This is a genomic window from Mesorhizobium sp. M0598, assembly GCF_040320865.1.
Lineage (GTDB): Bacteria > Pseudomonadota > Alphaproteobacteria > Rhizobiales > Rhizobiaceae > Mesorhizobium.
Window position 1 is genome coordinate 132,438 of the sequence record NZ_JAMYQL010000001.1, and the last position, 16,086, is coordinate 148,523.

Genomic DNA, 16,086 nt, shown 5'->3' on the forward strand with positions numbered 1-16,086 from the left:
GGCCGGTACAGCTCTATTTGCGGCGGCGTCGCCGGCCGGAAACCTGCTTCAGCCAAGGTCCTAAATGAAAGCCGCTCATCAGCAGGTACATCGGGACCATGCCGCCCAGCGGTGACGCCTCTTGCCCGGTCGAGCACATCATGTCCGGCACGCCGCCGAGAAGCGTCAGCAGCGCCATGGTTGCGAAGGTCGGCGCGGCCGCAAAGGACAGCCAATCGGCTGCACTATCGCCGGCCGGGCTCGCATCGCCGGTGGATCCGCCTGCATGAATCTCGCTCATGTCCGTTGTCCTGCATAGCGAGCGGGATGCGGTCGAACCGTGCATCCCGCTCCTCCAATTGTCCTGGCCGCATTTGCGCGACGCCAAAGACGTTCTATTCAGTGCGGTTCCGGAACGCGGCCTCTCCGGCGTCCGACACCTCGACCCACTTTTTGTCGGGAACGGCTTCGGCGCCGTAATTGTCGTGCCAGTTCCACCACTTGTACGTCGGCGTCTGCGGATAGCCCTCGGGCGAATCCTCCCAAACCTCCTGGCGGCCGAGCGGCGACAGGTCGAGATAGCTCCATACGGTCCCCATCGCCTCGTCGCCGCGGTTGTTAATGAAGTAGGTACGGAACACGCGATCACCGTCGCGGATGAACACGTTGTGGCCGTGCCATTCGTCAACGCCGAAATCGGCATCGAAGCTGTCGGTGATGGTGTACCAGGGCATCTTCCAGTCCATCCGCGCCTTCAGCCGCGCAATGTCGGCCTGCGGTGCGCGCGAGGCGTAGGCAAGCGTGGTGTCGCGGGCGTTCAGATGGGCAAGATTGCCGACCTGGTCCGCCCCCAGCGAGCAGCCGCGGCAAGCGTGGTCGGGCCAGCCGAATACGCCGGGCTCGAAGAAGGCGCGGTAGACGATCAGCTGACGGCGGCCCTCGAACAGGTCGAGCAGGCTCACCTTTCCGTCGGGGCCCTCGAACGTATAGGTCTTCTCCACCGCCATCCACGGCATCCGCCGGCGCTCGGCGGCCAGTGCGTCGCGAGCCCGGGTCACAGTCTTCTCCTTCACGAGCAACTGCTGGCGCGCGGCCTCCCACGCGTCAGGCGAAACGACCGGTGGTGTCTTCATCGCGAGCCGCGTCGTCTGCTCGCCTGTGCCATTCTGATGTGCCGTCATTGTGCATCTCCCTTGCTGGTTTGTCGCCGCACCGGCGCGACGTGTTGGGTCGTGAGCCAGGATAGGGGCGATAGCGGATTGGCGAGAGTGACAAGTGTGACGCGATTCCGACGGGTCCGCTGATCACGGCCAATTTCGCCGCCCGCGACGCCCCTGCGCTCATTCGTGCCCGGACTGCTGAATGGGCCGAGCGCCGGCCAGATAGCGGTCATTGTCAAACGGCTCGGCGTGGTTGCTGTCCGGACTCCACAGCTGCCGGTGGGTTCGTGTGAGATCGCCGAGGTAGACATGCAGCGCACCCGATCGCGCACCGCCCGTATTCGCAACCGCATGCACGGTATTTGACGCCATGTGCACCACGGCAGGCGCTGCGATGTCCTGCCTTTCGGGAACATCGAGTTCGCTGCCGGCAACGGGATAGATGAAGTTCGTCTCGCTGCCCTTGTAGATGCCGATCAAGGCATCCATCAGGTGGTTGTGAGGCGGGTACTGCAGGCCGGGCGACAGAGTGATGTGATAGATCGTCAGGTTCGGACTCGCATGCAGAAGCACCTCGTCGTCGTCTTCTTCGTGAGCGAGTGTTCCCGATGCGTGAAAGCGGTTGGTGTAGTCGCCCAGGACCGTCCTTACCGCTTCGAGGGGACCTGGCCCCTTCGCGGCATTGACGATATCATCGGCAGCGGCGTAGAGAGGCGAGTTGGCGGGTAAAGGCATATCAGTTATCCTCCCTGAGATGCTCAGATTATCAATCTGAGATGCTCACGCTACCGAATGCTGATGCCAGCGTCAACCGGACAGCCAGACGGACAGAATATGAAAACGACGAAGTTGACCGCCGAACCGGCAAGGCCGGCCACGGTCGAGGCGACAGCACTGTCAGCCGCCGACGTCCTTCGCAGGGAACAGGCATATGAGCAGCTGAGGAACGACATCATTGCCTGCGTGTTGCGCCCCGGCGAAGCGCTGACGGAGAAACAGATCGGTGATCGATACCAGATCAAAAAGGCGACCATCCGCGCGGCGCTGGCCCGACTGATGCAGGAAGGACTGGTCAGGAGCGAGCCGCGCCGCGGCTACGTCGTTGCTACGCTCAGCCTGCGGGATGTCAACGAGATCTTCGATGTCCGCAGCTTGATCGAGCCGGAAGTGTTCAGGGTGGCGGCATCGAACATGACCGAGCGCGGGCTCGAGGATGTCAGGCTGGCAGCGCAAAAAGTGCTGAAGCCGGAGACGCTACGCAGCCACGTTGCCTTTCTTGCGGCCGACCGTGCCTTTCGTCTGGCCCTTGCGGAGCTCTCGGGAAATTTACGACTGGCGCATCTCCTGGACCAGATACTCGACCAGTCGGCGCGGGTTCTCCACCTCGGCTTCAAGTCCCGCGACTTCACCCAGTTGATCATCGCCCAGCAAAAGGAGCTGGTCCTTGCCTGCGAGGCAGGCGAGGTTTCCGCCATCGTCAAACTTGCCCGTTCGCAGTGCCTGTCTCTCAAGAAGCAGGTGCTCGAGGCTTTGCTTGCCGGTTCCAAGCTTCAAGACGTCAATTTGCAGCCCTTCGCCTAGAGCGGTTCCGGTTCTCCTGGAACCGGTAACCCGCTCTAACCATCTGTTTTGCCGCATTTATGCGGACGCCAAATGATTCCATTTTGGCTGCAAAATGCTCTAAGGGAAGTTGGCCATTCGGTGCAATCGCCACCTTGGCGCAACGGCCGCCGGCGGGCCTTGTTTCACCCCACCGCGCGTGCCGCCGCCCGTCCGGCACTGCGGCCGGAAAAGATGCAGCCGCCGAGAAACGTGCCTTCGAGCGCCGCATAGCCGTGCATGCCGCCGCCGCCGAAACCGGCGGCCTCGCCCGCCGCGTACAGCCCCTCGACTGGTTGGCCGCCGGCGCCCAGCACGCGGCTGTCGAGGTCAGTCTCCAGCCCACCGAGCGTCTTGCGGGTCAAGATGCTGAGCCTGACGGCAATCAGCGGGCCATTGGCGGGATCGAGCAGCTTGTGCGGCCTAGCCGTGCGGATCAGCCGGTCGCCGAGATAGGCTCGCGCGCCGCGCAACGCAGTAATCTGCATGTCCTTGGAGAACGGATTGTCGAGCTGCCGGTCGCGGGCGCGGATTTCGCGCTCAACCTGCGCCAGTTCGAGCAGCGGCTCGCCGCCGGCCACTGCGTTCATGCGGGCGACCAGCGCCGGCAAATCAGGCTCGACGATGAAATCCTCGCCCTTCTCCATGAACGCCTTGACCGGCGCGGGCACGCCGCTGGTGGCGCGGCCGAGCACCTGGCGCCAGCTCTTCCCCGTCAGATCGGGGTTCTGCTCGGAGCCCGACAGCGCGAACTCCTTCTGGATGATCTTTTTGGTCAGGATGAACCAGGAATGATCGAAGCCGGTGCTCATGATGTGGCTGAGCGTGGCCAACGTGTCGAAGCCGGGATAGAGCGGGACCGGCAGGCGCTTGCCGCGCGCATCGAGCCACAGCGATGACGGGCCGGGCAGGATGCGGATCGCATGATCGGTCCAGATCGGTGCCCAGTTCCTGACGCCCTCGACATAGTGCCACATGCGGTCGCGGTTGATCAGCCGGCCGCCGGCGGCTTCGGCGATCGCCAGCATGCGGCCGTCGACATGATCGGGAACGCCAGTGATCATGCGTTTCGGCGGCGCGCCCATCCGCTTCGGCCAATTCTCCCGGACCAGCTGGTGATTGGCGCCGATGCCGCCGGAGGCGACGATGACGGCCTGCGCCTTCAGCTCGAAATCGCCGGTGATCTCGCGCGAGCTCTTGCGGCCGCGCTCGGCATCGCTCGCCGCCAATAGGTCGCCGCGCACGCCGTCGACGACGCCGCCCGTCCGCGTCAATTCGTTGACCCGGTGACGGAATTTGAAGCGGATCAGCCCGCGCTTCTCGGCCTCGCGTACGCGCTGCGCGAACGGTTCGAGCACGCCAGGGCCGGTGCCCCAGGTGATGTGGAAGCGCGGCACCGAATTGCCGTGGCCGACGGCATTGCCGCCGCCGCGCTCGGCCCAGCCGACCACCGGAAAGAATTTCAGGCCGCGCTGCATGAGCCAGGAGCGCTTCTCGCCGGCGGCGAAGCCGAGATAGGCCTCGGCCCAGCGGCGCGGCCAGAGATCTTCCGTGCGGTCGAAGGCTGCGGTGCCCAGCCAGTCCTCGAGCGCCAGCTCATACGAATCGCGGATGCGCATGCGCCGTTGTTCGGGCGAATCGACAAGGAAGATGCCGCCGAGCGACCAGAATGCCTGGCCGCCAAGCGACTGTTCCGGCTCCTGCTCGACGATGATGGTCTTCTTGCCGGCCGCAGTCAGTTCGGCCGCAGCGACAAGGCCGGTAAGGCCGGCGCCGACAATGATCACATCCGCATCGTCGGACATCTATTTGGCCATGATCTTGTCCAAAAACCGGTCCCCACTTTTTGGGATCATGGCCGGCCTAGACTGTTTCCCAGCCTTCCTTCTCGCCGGCGCGGAAGATGGCATCGATGACCTTCTGGTTGAGCACCGATTCTTCCAGAGTGAAGACGCGGTCCTTGCCGCCCTGGGCCGCCCGCGCAAAGGCCTCGACTTCCAGCCGGTATTGCTGCGTGCCGGGAAAGCGGAACACCTGCGCCTCGCTGTGGTTCTGGTTGTGCAGCTCGACGCGGTGATGGTCGTAGAGCCCGGCGTTGAACGGTGAGAACACCTCGATGAAGCCCTTCTCGCCGTGCAAGACCATCACCTGGCGTGCCGCCATCTGCGTCGACAGGTAAAACGACAGCTCGAAGTCGCCGAAATCGGCGCGGATCGAGGAATAGATGTCGGTGCCGAATGTCTTGTCGCGCTCGATCGTCGCCTGGACGCGCAGAGGCTCCTTGCCGGTCGAAAAGCGCGTCGATACCGTCGGATAGACGCCGATGTCGGGCAGCGCGCCGCCGCCGAGATCGAGCTTGTTGCGCATGTTGTTGGGGTCGACATTGTAATAGGAGAACGCGCCCTGGACATGGCGCAGCCGGCCGATGGCGCCGTTGGCGATCAGGTCGCGCACCTTGATCCACTGCGGATGGTAGACGACCATGAAGGCTTCGCAGACCAGCACCTTCCTGGCATCGCGCAGCTTGATCAGCGGCGGAATGTCCTTGGCATCGAGCGCCAGCGGTTTTTCGACCAGGACATGCTTGCCGGCCTCGATCGCCTTGGCCGTCCATTCGACATGCTGCGAGGTCGGCAGCGGAATGTAGACGCCGTCGATGTCGCTGGAGGCGAGCAGCTCCTCATAGGAGCCGAACGCGTGGCGCGCACCGAAGCGTTCGCCCAGCGCCCGCGCTTTCGACAGATCGCGGCTGGCAATCGCGGACAGCACGCCGTTCTCCGCCTCGACGATTGCCGGCAAAAGCTGCTCGCGGCCGATCTTGGCCGTCGACAAAACACCCCATCGGAACATCAGATTTCTCCTCTCGATTGCAGGCCTGGAGGTTTGCCTGAAATCGGCGGAAAAGCCAATGCAGGAGCATGGCGGCGAACAGGGCGATCATCTGCGGCTTGTCCGGATGCCGGCGCTGCCCTTGCGGAACCTGGGTCCTGCAAAGGCTATCCCCGCTTGCCGGTCAGCGTCATGTCGAAGTCGACGACGTTGGAATAAATCGGCGTGCCGACATCCATGCCGTAGCGCGACCGCAGCACCTTGCCGGTGACGTGGAATTTTATCGTACCCGCCTTGAGGCCACCGAGATCGGCCGTGAACTTTTCCTGAAAGGTCTTGCCGCGCGCCGTCAGCCGGCCGGTGACAAGGGCTGACGTGTCGCCGGTCCGTTTGACGCTGGTCGAACGGAACTGGATCTCCGGATTGTTGGCCGCGTCGAAGACTGCGTCCGAGCGGAGAAAGGCATCGATGCGGCTTTGGCCGGTACCGACGCTTTCGGGGAAGATGGTGAAATTGACCTGGGACCGGCCGACATCGCTGTTGTCGATGAGGATACTGCCCTTGAAGCGGGAGAAAGCGCCGTCGAGCCCGCCGCCGCCGAGCTTGCCGATGGAGAAGTGGATGCTGGAACTCCCCGGGCGGATGATGTAGCTGCCGGCCGCGTCGCCGAGGGCAACGGCGGCGAAAACAGGCATGGCAAAACAAGCGGCGGCGGCCGCAAATCCGAAGATGCGCGCGTACATGGAAATGGTCCTCTTGGCAGGCAACGCTTTCTTGCGTCCTCGCCCCATCAACGAATGAGCGGTCCGCTCTATTCCCTGTCGTGATGTGACGAAGCCTTGATCATGCGCGTCAGCACGGTATCCCTCAGCCAGAAATGATGGCGCAGCGCTGCGGCGAGATGCAAAGCGACAAGTCCGATGCCGGCATAGGCGAGATACCAGTGCGTCGCTGCCCAGAAGCTTTCTGCCGTGTCCGATTCACCGAGCGGCAGATTGGGCATGACGAACAGATTGAACGGCACGCTCGGGATCTCCAGCACCGAGACCGAGACCAGCGCCCAACCGGACAACGGCAGAGCGAGCTGAAACGCATAAAGCGCGAGATGGACCAGCGGCGCCATCCGGCGCTCGAACGGGCCGACCGAGCGCGGCAGCGGCGGGGCCGGTCTGCCAAGGCGCCAGGCGATGCGCAGGATGACCAGTCCAAGCAGCAGGAAGCCGAAGGATTTATGCAGCTGGATCAGCTCGAAGGCGGTGCGCTGGCTGGACAGCCGCACCATGACGAAGCCGAGCACGAACTGGCCGATAAAGAGCGCCGCGATCAGCCAGTGAAGGATGATCGCCGTCCAGCCGTAGCCGGCCGTCTGGTTTTTGGGCAGTGCTGACATGGTCGGTGAACGAATGCCAGGTCGGCTTTCTTCCACCCTCACCCCTGTGTAGGGTTGGCTTACTCGCCGACCTTGAAAAAATCGACAAAGGCCCTGAGCGCCGGCCGCATCTGGCGGCGGCTGGGGTAATAGACGAAGAAGCCGTCGAAGCGCGGGCACCAGTCCTCCAGCACGCGAACGAGCTTGCCGGCGGCGAGCGCGTCGCGGACATAGTCCTCGAACACGAAGGCGAGCCCGGCGCCGTCGACCGCGGCGTTGGCAATCAGATGGTCCTCGTCGAGGATCAGCGGCCCTTGCACCGGTATCTCGATCTCCTCGCTGTTTTGCTCGAATTCCCAGCGGTAGAGAACGCCGCTGGAAAAGCGGAAACGGATGCAGCGGTGAGCGGCGAGATCGTGCGGATGCTGCGGCTTGGGCACGGTCTCGAAATAGGATGGCGCGCCGACCACGGCGCCGCGAAGGTCTGGTCCGATGCGCACCGCGATCATGTCGCGTTGCAGGCTCTCGCCCAGTCGCACACCGGCATCGAAGCCGCCCTCGACGACGTCGGTGAAGCGGTCCTCGATGACGATCTCCAGCACGATGTCGGGATAGGCAGCAGCAAAGGCGCCGAGCCTTGGCGTCAGCGCCAGGTGGGCGGCGGTGCGCGGCACGGTCAGCCGGAGATTGCCCGCCGGCCGGTCGCGCGCCTCGATCGCCGATTCCAGCGCCAGGTCGATTTCCGACAGCGCCGGCCTGAGGCGCTCGAGCAGTTGCGCGCCCTCCTCGGTCGGAGCGACGCTGCGCGTGCTGCGCGCCAGCAGGCGAACGCCAAGACACGCTTCCAGGCTGGACACCGCATGGCTGACCGCCGATGGCGCGATTGCCAGTTCCTTGGCGGCGCCACGAAAACTGCCGCACTGGGCGACGGTTGCCAGCACCGCGAGCTGTGAAAGATGGGTTCGCTGCATTGATCTATTTCTTGGAACAGCCCGTACACATGAGAGCCGATTATCGAACTCAGTGCAAGACGCTATCTCTGCGGCATCACAACCATCACAACAAGGAGACACGTGATGCAAACCCGCAAGCTTGGCAATAAACTTGACGTCTACCCGGTCGGCCTCGGCTGCATGGGGATGAGCTTTGCCTATGGTGGCCAGCCGGAGGCGGAGGCGATTGCCACGCTGCGCCATGCCGTCGAGATCGGGGTCAATTTCTTCGACACGGCCGAGGTCTATGGCCCTTACGAGAACGAGATCCTGGTCGGCAAGGCGCTGAAGCCGGTGCGTGACAAGGTGACGATCGCAACCAAATTCGGCTTCAAGATCCTCGAAGAAGGCAGCGGCATGGAGCGCATGGCCGGTGTCGATAGCCGCCCGGAGCATGTCAAGGCGGTGGCCGAAGCGTCATTGAAGCGGTTGGATACGGAGGTGATCGATCTCTATTACCAGCACCGCGTCGACCCCAACGTGCCGATCGAGGATACGGTCGGCGCCATGGCCGAGCTGGTGCGCGAGGGCAAGGTGCGGGCGCTCGGCCTGTCGGAGGCGAGTGCGGCGACCATCCGCCGGGCGCATGCCGTGCACCCGATCGCCGCCGTGCAGAGCGAGTATTCACTGTGGAGCCGCGATCCGGAGGGGGAAGTGTTTGCCGTCTGCCGCGAGCTCGGCATCGGCTTTGTCCCCTATAGCCCGCTCGGCCGCGGCCTGCTCACCGGCACGATCGCCAAGCCCGATGTTCTCGGCGCCGACGACTGGCGCCGCGGGTTGCCGCGCTTCCAGGCCGACGCCATGGCGGCCAATGCGGCGGTCGTCGCCGTGCTGGAAAAGATGGCCGCCGGGAAGGGCGTGACGCCGGCGCAGCTGGCGCTCGCCTGGGTGCTGCATCAGGGCGACTTCATTGTCCCGATCCCTGGTGCGCGAAAAATGCGCCATCTGGAGCAGAATACGGCGGCAGCCGATATCGTGCTGAGCCAGGCCGAGGTGGCATCCATCGGCGACGCCCTGTCGCCGGAAAAGGTGGTCGGCAAGCGCTATACCGAGGAGCTGCTGGCGCTGGTTAACGGGTGAACGGCAATCGACGGCCTAATCGAAACGGGGCGTTTCGGCACCCCTTTTTGACTAATACGGTGCGATGCAAAGCGTTGTGAGACCTCGGCGCGAGGCACCCCCCTCTGTCCTGCCGGACATCTCCCCCTCAAGGGGGGAGATTGGCAGTTCCCGCGCCCTGCCCGCCCTTCCGGCGCCGGTGATTGGCGAAAGCCGAGGCGACATCCGATCTCCCCCCTTGAGGGGGAGATGCCTGGCAGGGCAGAGGGGGGTGCCTCGCGCCGACATTTCCTACCAAGGCACGACACTGATCTCCGGCCAGTTCTCCCTGGCACGCGCGCCCTTCATCTCGTGCGTCTGCCGATTATCCAGTGTACGGTTCGGGGTAACGCGAAACGAGAAGATGTCGTCGAGCCCGAACGGCGCCACGGGCGCGAGTTGCCCATCGGTGCCGAATCTAACCCCGACCGCATGGGTTTTCGAAGCGAAATAGGACAGCGCCTCGGCGGACGACGACAGTCTGGGATAGGAACCGCCAAAGCGCGCCTCAAACCACAGATGCACCCGCGCCTGGTTGCGCACTTCGACCGGCAGCGTCAGTCCTTCAAACTGCTTCGCCGCCCGGCGGATGACCGTGTCCTCGGCTTCATAGGACAGATCGCTCTCATCGAAATAGAACAGGTCGACATCCCGGATGCCGTACCCCGAGGGCTTTCCGGTCAGATGATTCCAGACGCTGTTGTAAAGCGCGCCGGAAACGACCAGCCAGTCGGGGAGGTCGAGACCGCGTACCCGCGACAGCGTCTCACTGACCAGCGGATCGGCTGAGACGATATCGAGAAAGACTGCTCGCTGTTCCTCAAAGGGCAGCCCTGAATAGCGCAGATGGTCCATCGCCCTTTGGAGGGCGATTCGCCATATGTCCGCAAGCTCAGCCGCGCAGCACGCCGCCGGTCTGCTTGCCGACATTCTCGACGATGCGCTTGGCCAGCGCCTCGAAATCGTCGTCGGTCAGCGTCTTTTCGACCGGCTGGATCGACACTTCGATAGCGATCGATTTCTTCGCCGCGCCGAGCGCTGCACCCTCGAAAACATCGAACACCGAGACGCCGGAAATCAGCTTTCGGTCGGCGGCAAGGGCGGCGCGAACGAGTGTGCCGGCTTCGACCGCCTTGTCGACGACGAAGGCGAAATCGCGCTTGACCGCCTGGAAGGCGGACAGATCCAGCCTCGGCTTTGTTCGCGTCGGCTTGGCCTTCGGCTCAGGCACGGTATCGATGAACACTTCGAAGCCGCAGAGCGGGCCGGAGACGTCCAGCCCCTCCAGCGTCTTCGGGTGGAACTCGCCAAACGTGCCAAGGATTACCTTCGGCCCAAGCTTGATCGTGCCGGAGCGGCCGGGATGATACCAGGCCGGGCCGCCAGCCTCGATCTGCAGCCGCTCGACCGGCGCGCCGCAGGCTTCGAGTGCTGCGATCGCATCGGCCTTGGCATCGAAGACGCCGACGGCGCCGGCATTGCCGGCCCAATGGCGGCCGGAGCCCTCGAGCCTGGCGGTGCCGCGCCGCACGCCGGCGGCAACACGCCGCTGCTGGTCGGCGCCGTCGCCCTCGTAAGTGCCCGACACTTCGAACAGCGCGACATCGCCGATGCCCCTGTCGGCATTGCGCTGTGCTGCCGCAATCAGCCCCGGCAGCAGCGACGGCCGCATGTCCGACATATCGGCGGCGATCGGGTTGGCAAGCTTCAGCGCCTGCTGGCCGCCGCCGAACAATTCGGCGTGTTTTGCCGGAACGAACGACCAGGTGACGGCCTCCATCATGCCGCGCACGGCAAGCGCCCGCTTGGCGGCGCGGGTGCGGATCTGCAGCACAGTCAGGATCCTGGCGTTGACCGCATCGTGCGAACCAAGCGGCTGCGGCGCGATATTGTCGACGCCGTGGATGCGCATGACCTCCTCGACCAGGTCGGCCTTGCCGTCGACATCCGGCCGCCAGGACGGGACCGCCACATTGACGACATCGCCCGTGCCCTCCGGCTTGAAGCCGAGGCGGGCTAGAATGTCGAGGCTCGTCGCGCGCGGCACTTCGATGCCGGTCAGCCGCTTCACTTCCGACAATGGGAACGAGACGATCTTCGGCTGATGGCCGGCATAGCCGACGACTTCGGTTTGCGCCGGCGTACCGCCGCAGAAATCGAGCACCAGCTTCGTTGCCAGCTCCAAGCCGGGAACCATCATTTCCGGGTCGACGCCACGCTCGAAGCGGTAGCGTGCGTCGGTGATGATGCCGAGCGCGCGGCCGGTGCGGGCGGTGGTGATCGGGTCCCAAAGCGCCGACTCGATCAGCACGTCGGTGGTGTTCTCGTCGCAGCCGGAATGCTCGCCGCCCATGATGCCGGCAATCGATTCGATGCCGTCCTGGTCGGCGATGACGCACATCTCCGGCGTCAGCGTGTATTCGCGGCCGTCGAGCGACAGCACCTTTTCGCCATCACGCGCCCGGCGCACGGCGAGATTGCCGGTGACCTTCGCAGCGTCGAAGACATGCAGCGGCCGGCCGCGGTCGAAGGTGACGTAATTGGTGATATCGACGAGCGCGCTGATCGGCCTCAAGCCGATGGCGAGAAGCCTTTGCTGCAGCCATTTCGGCGACGGTCCGTTCTTGACGCCGCGCACCAGGCGCAGCGCAAAGCCGGGACAGAGCTCCGGCGCTTCGATCGTCACCTTGACCGGCGTCTCGCCCTTGCCGGGGATCGGCTCTATCGGCGCGCTCTTCAGCGTGCCGAGCCCGCTCGCCGCCAGATCGCGGGCGATGCCATGGACACTGGTCGCATCCGGCCGGTTCGGCGTCAGATTGATCTCGATCAGCGGGTCGTCGAGATGGGCATAGGCGGCGAAGCTGGTACCGACCGGCGCATCGGCCGGAAGGTCGATGATGCCGTCATGCTCCTCGGACAATTCGAGCTCGCGCTCGGAGCACATCATGCCGTGGCTTTCAACGCCGCGGATCTTGCCGACGGTCAGCGTCACGTCGATGCCGGGAATATAGGTGCCCGGTGCTGCAAAGGCGCCGACCAGGCCCGCGCGGGCGTTCGGCGCTCCACACACGACCTGCACCGGCGGCTTGCCGTCGCCGGTGTCGACGGTCAGCACGCGAAGCCGGTCGGCGTCGGGATGCTGGACCGCCGTCACCACCTTGGCGATGACGAAGGGAGCCAGGCTCGCCCGGTCGTCGACATGCTCGACCTCGAGGCCGATCGAGGTGAGACGCTCGACGATTTCCGCCAGCGAGGCGTCGGTCTCGAGATGATCCTTGAGCCAGGAGAGGGTGAGTTTCATGACTGTGTTCCGTCTGGTCTGGGCACGCTGCACTTGAAGCTATGCGGCCGCGCGTCGGACATGTGCAGGAAGGCGAGCTGCCCGCGGATTTGCTGCGGCCCGGTCGTCACGCGCTCAAGCCCCCGAACAGCGTCGGCATGTCAAGCGGCCTAAAACCGTAATGCGACAGCCAGCGCACATCGGCGTCGAAGAAGGCGCGCAGATCCGGCATGCCGTATTTCAACATGGCGATGCGGTCGATGCCCATGCCCCAGGCGAAGCCCTGGTATTCGTCGGGATCGAGCCCGCCGTAACGGAGCACATTGGGGTGGACCATGCCGCAGCCGAGGATCTCCATCCAGTCCGAGCCCTCGCCGAAGCGCACCTCGCCGGGCCGCGAACGGTCGCACTGGATGTCGACCTCGAGGCTGGGCTCGGTGAACGGGAAGAAGGACGGCCGGAAGCGCATCTTGACGCTCGGCACTTCGAAGAAGGCCTTGCAGAACTCCTCCAGCACCCATTTCATGTTGGCGACGTTGGCCGATTTGTCGATCACCAGCCCCTCGACCTGATGGAACATCGGCGAGTGGGTGGCATCGGAATCCTGCCGGTAGGTCTTGCCGGGAATGACGATGCGGATCGGCGGCTTCTGCATCTCCATGGTGCGGATCTGCACCGGCGAGGTGTGGGTGCGCAAAAGCTTGCGCTCGCCCTGCGCGTCCGGCTGGAAGAAGAAGGTGTCGTGCATCTCGCGCGCCGGGTGGCCTTCCGGGAAGTTCAGCGAGGTGAAATTGTAATAGTCGGTCTCGATGTCCGGACCTTCGGCGATGGCAAAGCCGAGATCGCCGAAAATCGCCGCGATCTCGTCGATAACCTGGCTGATCGGATGGATGCGGCCGCGCTCGGCCGGCGATTGCCTGACCGGCAAGCTGACGTCGACCTTCTCGGCGGCAAGCCGTGCCGTGATCGCCACATCTTTCAGCTCGGCGCGGCGCGCCGAAAGTGCCTCGGTGACGCGGTTCTTAAGGCCGTTGATTGCCGGGCCTTTGACCTGTCGCTCCTCGGCGCTCATCGAGCCGAGTGTCTTCAGCATCTCGGAAACCGAGCCCTTCTTGCCAAGGGCAGAGACACGCACCGCCTCGATCGCCTGCTCGTCGGCGGCCGAGGCGATCTCGGCCATCAGGGAATTTTCGAGAGTTTCCATGTCACTCATGTTCCAGATCCGATTGGAAGCAAAGAAAAACCCGCGCCAGCCCTGCCAGCGCGGGTTTCCCAAATCAAGTGTCGAATAGCTTGGGAAGCGCTGGTCTTAAGCGACAGCGCTTTCAAAAGCATTCGGCGTGGTATTCTTCAGGTATTCGAGCGCGACCTTGGCCTTGGCCACGAGTGCGGCGAAGGCCTGCGGCTCGTGGATGGCCATGTCCGACAGGATCTTGCGATCGATCTCGATGCCGGCCTTGTTGAGACCGTCGATGAAACGGCCGTAGGTCAGGCCATGCTCATGCGTCGCCGCATTGATGCGCTGGATCCACAGCGCGCGGAACGAGCGCTTGCGGTTCTTGCGGTCGCGATAGGCGTACTGCAGCGACTTTTCCACCGCCTGCTTGGCGATGCGGATGGTGTTCTTGCGACGGCCGTAAAAACCCTTGGCGGCTTTCAGGACCTTCTTGTGCTTGGCGTGCGAGGTGACGCCTCTCTTTACGCGTGCCATGTCATGATCTCCTTAAAAGCAATTCCAGGAAAAGTGCCTGGCGGTTTTCCGTTCGGAATTGCGTAAAACAAATGCGTGCCCAGACCGAATGCTCTTATTTTGGCGCATGATGTTTCCAAAAAGTCTGCAACTTTTTGGCATCATGCCCTAGAGGCCGTTCGGCAGAAAATTCTTGATGACCTTCTTGCCATCCGGTTCAGCCAGAACCATCGTGCCGCGGGCATTTCGAATGAACTTGTTGGAACGCTTGATCATGCCGTGACGCTTGCCGGCCGCAGCCGACAGAACTTTACCCGTACCTGTGATCTTGAACCGCTTCTTGGCGGCCGATTTGGTCTTCATCTTGGGCATTTTGCTACTCCGTTTATATGCGCACCAATGCGCTTTTTGTTCGCTTCAGGCCGACCAAAGCCCGAAAAGCAAATGAAACCGCCACGGCATGCCCTGCCGGGCGGTTTTTTGGGAACGGCGGTCCTATACGTCAAAGCGGGCTGGCGCGCAACACCCCGTGCCCAGCAACACTGTACTCAGCAACACTGCACTCAGGGGAAACGGAACAGCACCGGCAATATGCCGGACTGCTGGGCGCCGTCGATCAGTTCGAAAGCCGGCAAGGCAACCAGGAAGACCAGACCGTCCAGCAGCGTGGTTCGCAGCAGGCGCGGCTTGAAGCTGCCGGTGTCGCCTTCCTGATACAGCGATAGTTTCGGGAAGAAGCGCGGCACTTTCGCCAGGTAGGCCTGGTATGGCGCGCCGAGAACCTGCTTGAGGAATTTCTCCTCGCGCAGGATAACGATGTAAAAGGCACCCGCGCAGAGCGCTCCAAAGCCGATCGTGGCGGAGATGGAGCCGATCTGTGCGCCGACACCGGCGGCAGCTAAAGTGGAGAAAAGGTAGAGTGGGTTGCGCGTAATCGAATACGGTCCGCCGGTCACCACTTCTGAGGATTTGCGTCCACCGATGTAGAGCGTCGACCACAAGCGTCCGACGACGCCGAGAAAGATCAGCACGACGCCGACCATTTCGATCGTTTCATGCACTGGCGTATCGGGCGGGAAAACCGACTGGCCGAACAGCAGCGCCGCAAACATCACCACGATCAGAACGGCAAGTACCATCCTGCGCGTGTGCTGATAGCTGCCCAGTCCATATCTGGCTTCCGAATGCTTGACTTCATTGACCATGTCGGGAATCCGATCGTCGAGGGAACCAGAGCGTCTTTGCTCTCGCCGGCGATCGCAGCGTCTGGCCAAGAAAACAGGCGCCCCGCCGATCGCCGGGACGCCTTGCAACATGATTCAGGCGGATTTTATGCACGTCGCCCAAAAGTGCGCAGCGGTTTTGCGACAACGACATGCACAAAACAGAACTAAAGCGCAACGCGCTTTAGCGGGGCGCCAGCACCATCATCATCTGGCGGCCTTCGAGCTTCGGTTCGGCTTCGACCTTGGCGATGGGCGCCACTTCCTCGCGAACCTTGTTCAGAAGCTGCATGCCGAGTTCCATATGCGCCATCTCGCGACCGCGGAAGCGCAATGTCAGCTTGACCTTGTCGCCTTCCTCGAAAAAGCGCCGGACGGCCTTCATCTTGGTCTCATAGTCGTGGCTGTCGATGTTCGGGCGCATCTTGATCTCCTTGATCTCGATGACCTTCTGGTTCTTGCGCGCCTCGGCCGCCTTCTTCTGGTTGGCGTATTTCAGCTTGCCGAGATCGAGGATCTTTACGACGGGCGGCACTGCATTGGGCGATATCTCGACCAGATCGAGCCCCGCCTCTTCGGCGAGCAGCAATGCATCGTTGATGGAGACATCGCCGCGGTTCTGGCCTTCGGCGTCGATTAGCTGGACCCGGGGAACCCGGATGTCACGGTTGGAGCGCGGGCCTTCCTTGGTGGGCGCCGCTGCTTTGAAAGGTCTGCGAATGGTCGTGGTCTCCTTGAGCCGTTTCGTTAAGGGGTTCTTCAGTTCAGAATTGCGAACGCGCAATGTGGTGAGCGCGCGGTCGGAGTCAATAGCACAGCATTCTCAGGAAATCACCTGCTCGATGGAATGCTCCTCTGCACCAAGCG

The 16,086-nt window shown here is 63.3% G+C and carries 17 protein-coding genes; 2 read left to right on the forward strand and 15 right to left on the reverse strand.

The genetic code is table 11. The features are described 5' to 3' along the window. Positions 1-13 precede the first annotated feature (13 nt). The 3 genes from NKI59_RS00585 to NKI59_RS00595 form a co-directional block, all read right to left on the reverse strand. Positions 14-280 (reverse strand): hypothetical protein, encoded by a 267-nt coding sequence (locus NKI59_RS00585; protein ID WP_352701693.1) that lies wholly within the window; start codon positions 278-280, stop codon positions 14-16. A 94-nt stretch (positions 281-374) separates the two neighbouring features. After that, a complete protein-coding gene (locus NKI59_RS00590; protein WP_023677589.1) occupies positions 375-1,160 on the reverse strand; it encodes a DUF899 domain-containing protein in 786 nt (261 codons plus the stop codon). Between the two features lie 159 nt (positions 1,161-1,319). Continuing rightward, positions 1,320-1,874 (reverse strand): autotransporter, encoded by a 555-nt coding sequence (locus tag NKI59_RS00595; protein ID WP_352701696.1) that lies wholly within the window; start codon positions 1,872-1,874, stop codon positions 1,320-1,322. 99 nt (positions 1,875-1,973) lie between these two features. Here NKI59_RS00595 and NKI59_RS00600 point away from each other — a divergent pair, with 99 nt between their 5' ends. After that, on the forward strand, positions 1,974-2,720 hold the full coding sequence (locus tag NKI59_RS00600) for a GntR family transcriptional regulator (protein ID WP_023677587.1): 747 nt from the start codon (positions 1,974-1,976) through the stop codon (positions 2,718-2,720). A gap of 164 nt (positions 2,721-2,884) precedes the next feature. Here NKI59_RS00600 and NKI59_RS00605 read toward each other — a convergent pair whose 3' ends face one another. The 5 genes from NKI59_RS00605 to NKI59_RS00625 form a co-directional block, all read right to left on the reverse strand. After that, entirely contained in the window at positions 2,885-4,543 is a 1,659-nt protein-coding gene (locus tag NKI59_RS00605; RefSeq protein ID WP_352634875.1) for an FAD-binding dehydrogenase, read from the reverse strand. A gap of 58 nt (positions 4,544-4,601) precedes the next feature. Continuing rightward, entirely contained in the window at positions 4,602-5,588 is a 987-nt protein-coding gene (locus tag NKI59_RS00610) for a Gfo/Idh/MocA family protein (RefSeq protein ID WP_352701698.1), read from the reverse strand. A gap of 146 nt (positions 5,589-5,734) precedes the next feature. Continuing rightward, a complete protein-coding gene (locus tag NKI59_RS00615) occupies positions 5,735-6,310 on the reverse strand; it encodes a YceI family protein (RefSeq protein ID WP_352701701.1) in 576 nt (191 codons plus the stop codon). Positions 6,311-6,378: 68 nt separating this feature from the next. After that, a complete protein-coding gene (locus NKI59_RS00620; RefSeq protein ID WP_352701703.1) occupies positions 6,379-6,957 on the reverse strand; it encodes a cytochrome b in 579 nt (192 codons plus the stop codon). A gap of 59 nt (positions 6,958-7,016) precedes the next feature. Next, entirely contained in the window at positions 7,017-7,907 is an 891-nt protein-coding gene (locus tag NKI59_RS00625) for a LysR family transcriptional regulator (RefSeq protein WP_352701705.1), read from the reverse strand. Positions 7,908-8,012: 105 nt separating this feature from the next. Here NKI59_RS00625 and NKI59_RS00630 point away from each other — a divergent pair, with 105 nt between their 5' ends. Beyond that, a complete protein-coding gene (locus NKI59_RS00630; protein WP_352568464.1) occupies positions 8,013-9,008 on the forward strand; it encodes an aldo/keto reductase in 996 nt (331 codons plus the stop codon). Positions 9,009-9,278: 270 nt separating this feature from the next. Here the strand turns inward: NKI59_RS00630 and NKI59_RS00635 are convergent, their stop codons facing one another. From NKI59_RS00635 to infC, 7 genes are all read right to left on the reverse strand, one after another. Further along, positions 9,279-9,881 carry a nucleotidyltransferase family protein gene (locus tag NKI59_RS00635; protein WP_352701707.1) on the reverse strand — a complete coding sequence of 201 codons (603 nt, stop codon included), beginning with the start codon at positions 9,879-9,881 and terminating at the stop codon, positions 9,279-9,281. 37 nt (positions 9,882-9,918) lie between these two features. Beyond that, the gene (pheT, locus tag NKI59_RS00640) at positions 9,919-12,327 is read right to left on the reverse strand and encodes a phenylalanine--tRNA ligase subunit beta (protein ID WP_352701709.1); all 2,409 of its coding nucleotides are present in this window, start codon (positions 12,325-12,327) and stop codon (positions 9,919-9,921) included. Between the two features lie 106 nt (positions 12,328-12,433). Further along, positions 12,434-13,519, reverse strand: coding sequence for a phenylalanine--tRNA ligase subunit alpha (pheS, locus tag NKI59_RS00645; protein WP_352663440.1), 1,086 nt, complete (start codon positions 13,517-13,519; stop codon positions 12,434-12,436). A gap of 96 nt (positions 13,520-13,615) precedes the next feature. After that, positions 13,616-14,017, reverse strand: coding sequence for a 50S ribosomal protein L20 (gene rplT / locus NKI59_RS00650; RefSeq protein WP_006201247.1), 402 nt, complete (start codon positions 14,015-14,017; stop codon positions 13,616-13,618). 147 nt (positions 14,018-14,164) lie between these two features. Continuing rightward, on the reverse strand, positions 14,165-14,368 hold the full coding sequence (rpmI, locus tag NKI59_RS00655; RefSeq protein ID WP_006201248.1) for a 50S ribosomal protein L35: 204 nt from the start codon (positions 14,366-14,368) through the stop codon (positions 14,165-14,167). Between the two features lie 191 nt (positions 14,369-14,559). Next, positions 14,560-15,201, reverse strand: coding sequence for a methyltransferase family protein (locus NKI59_RS00660; protein ID WP_352697215.1), 642 nt, complete (start codon positions 15,199-15,201; stop codon positions 14,560-14,562). Positions 15,202-15,403: 202 nt separating this feature from the next. Continuing rightward, complete coding sequence (gene infC, locus NKI59_RS00665) at positions 15,404-15,940, reverse strand: translation initiation factor IF-3 (RefSeq protein WP_023677573.1); 537 nt, start codon at positions 15,938-15,940, stop codon at positions 15,404-15,406. Positions 15,941-16,086: the final 146 nt, after the last annotated feature.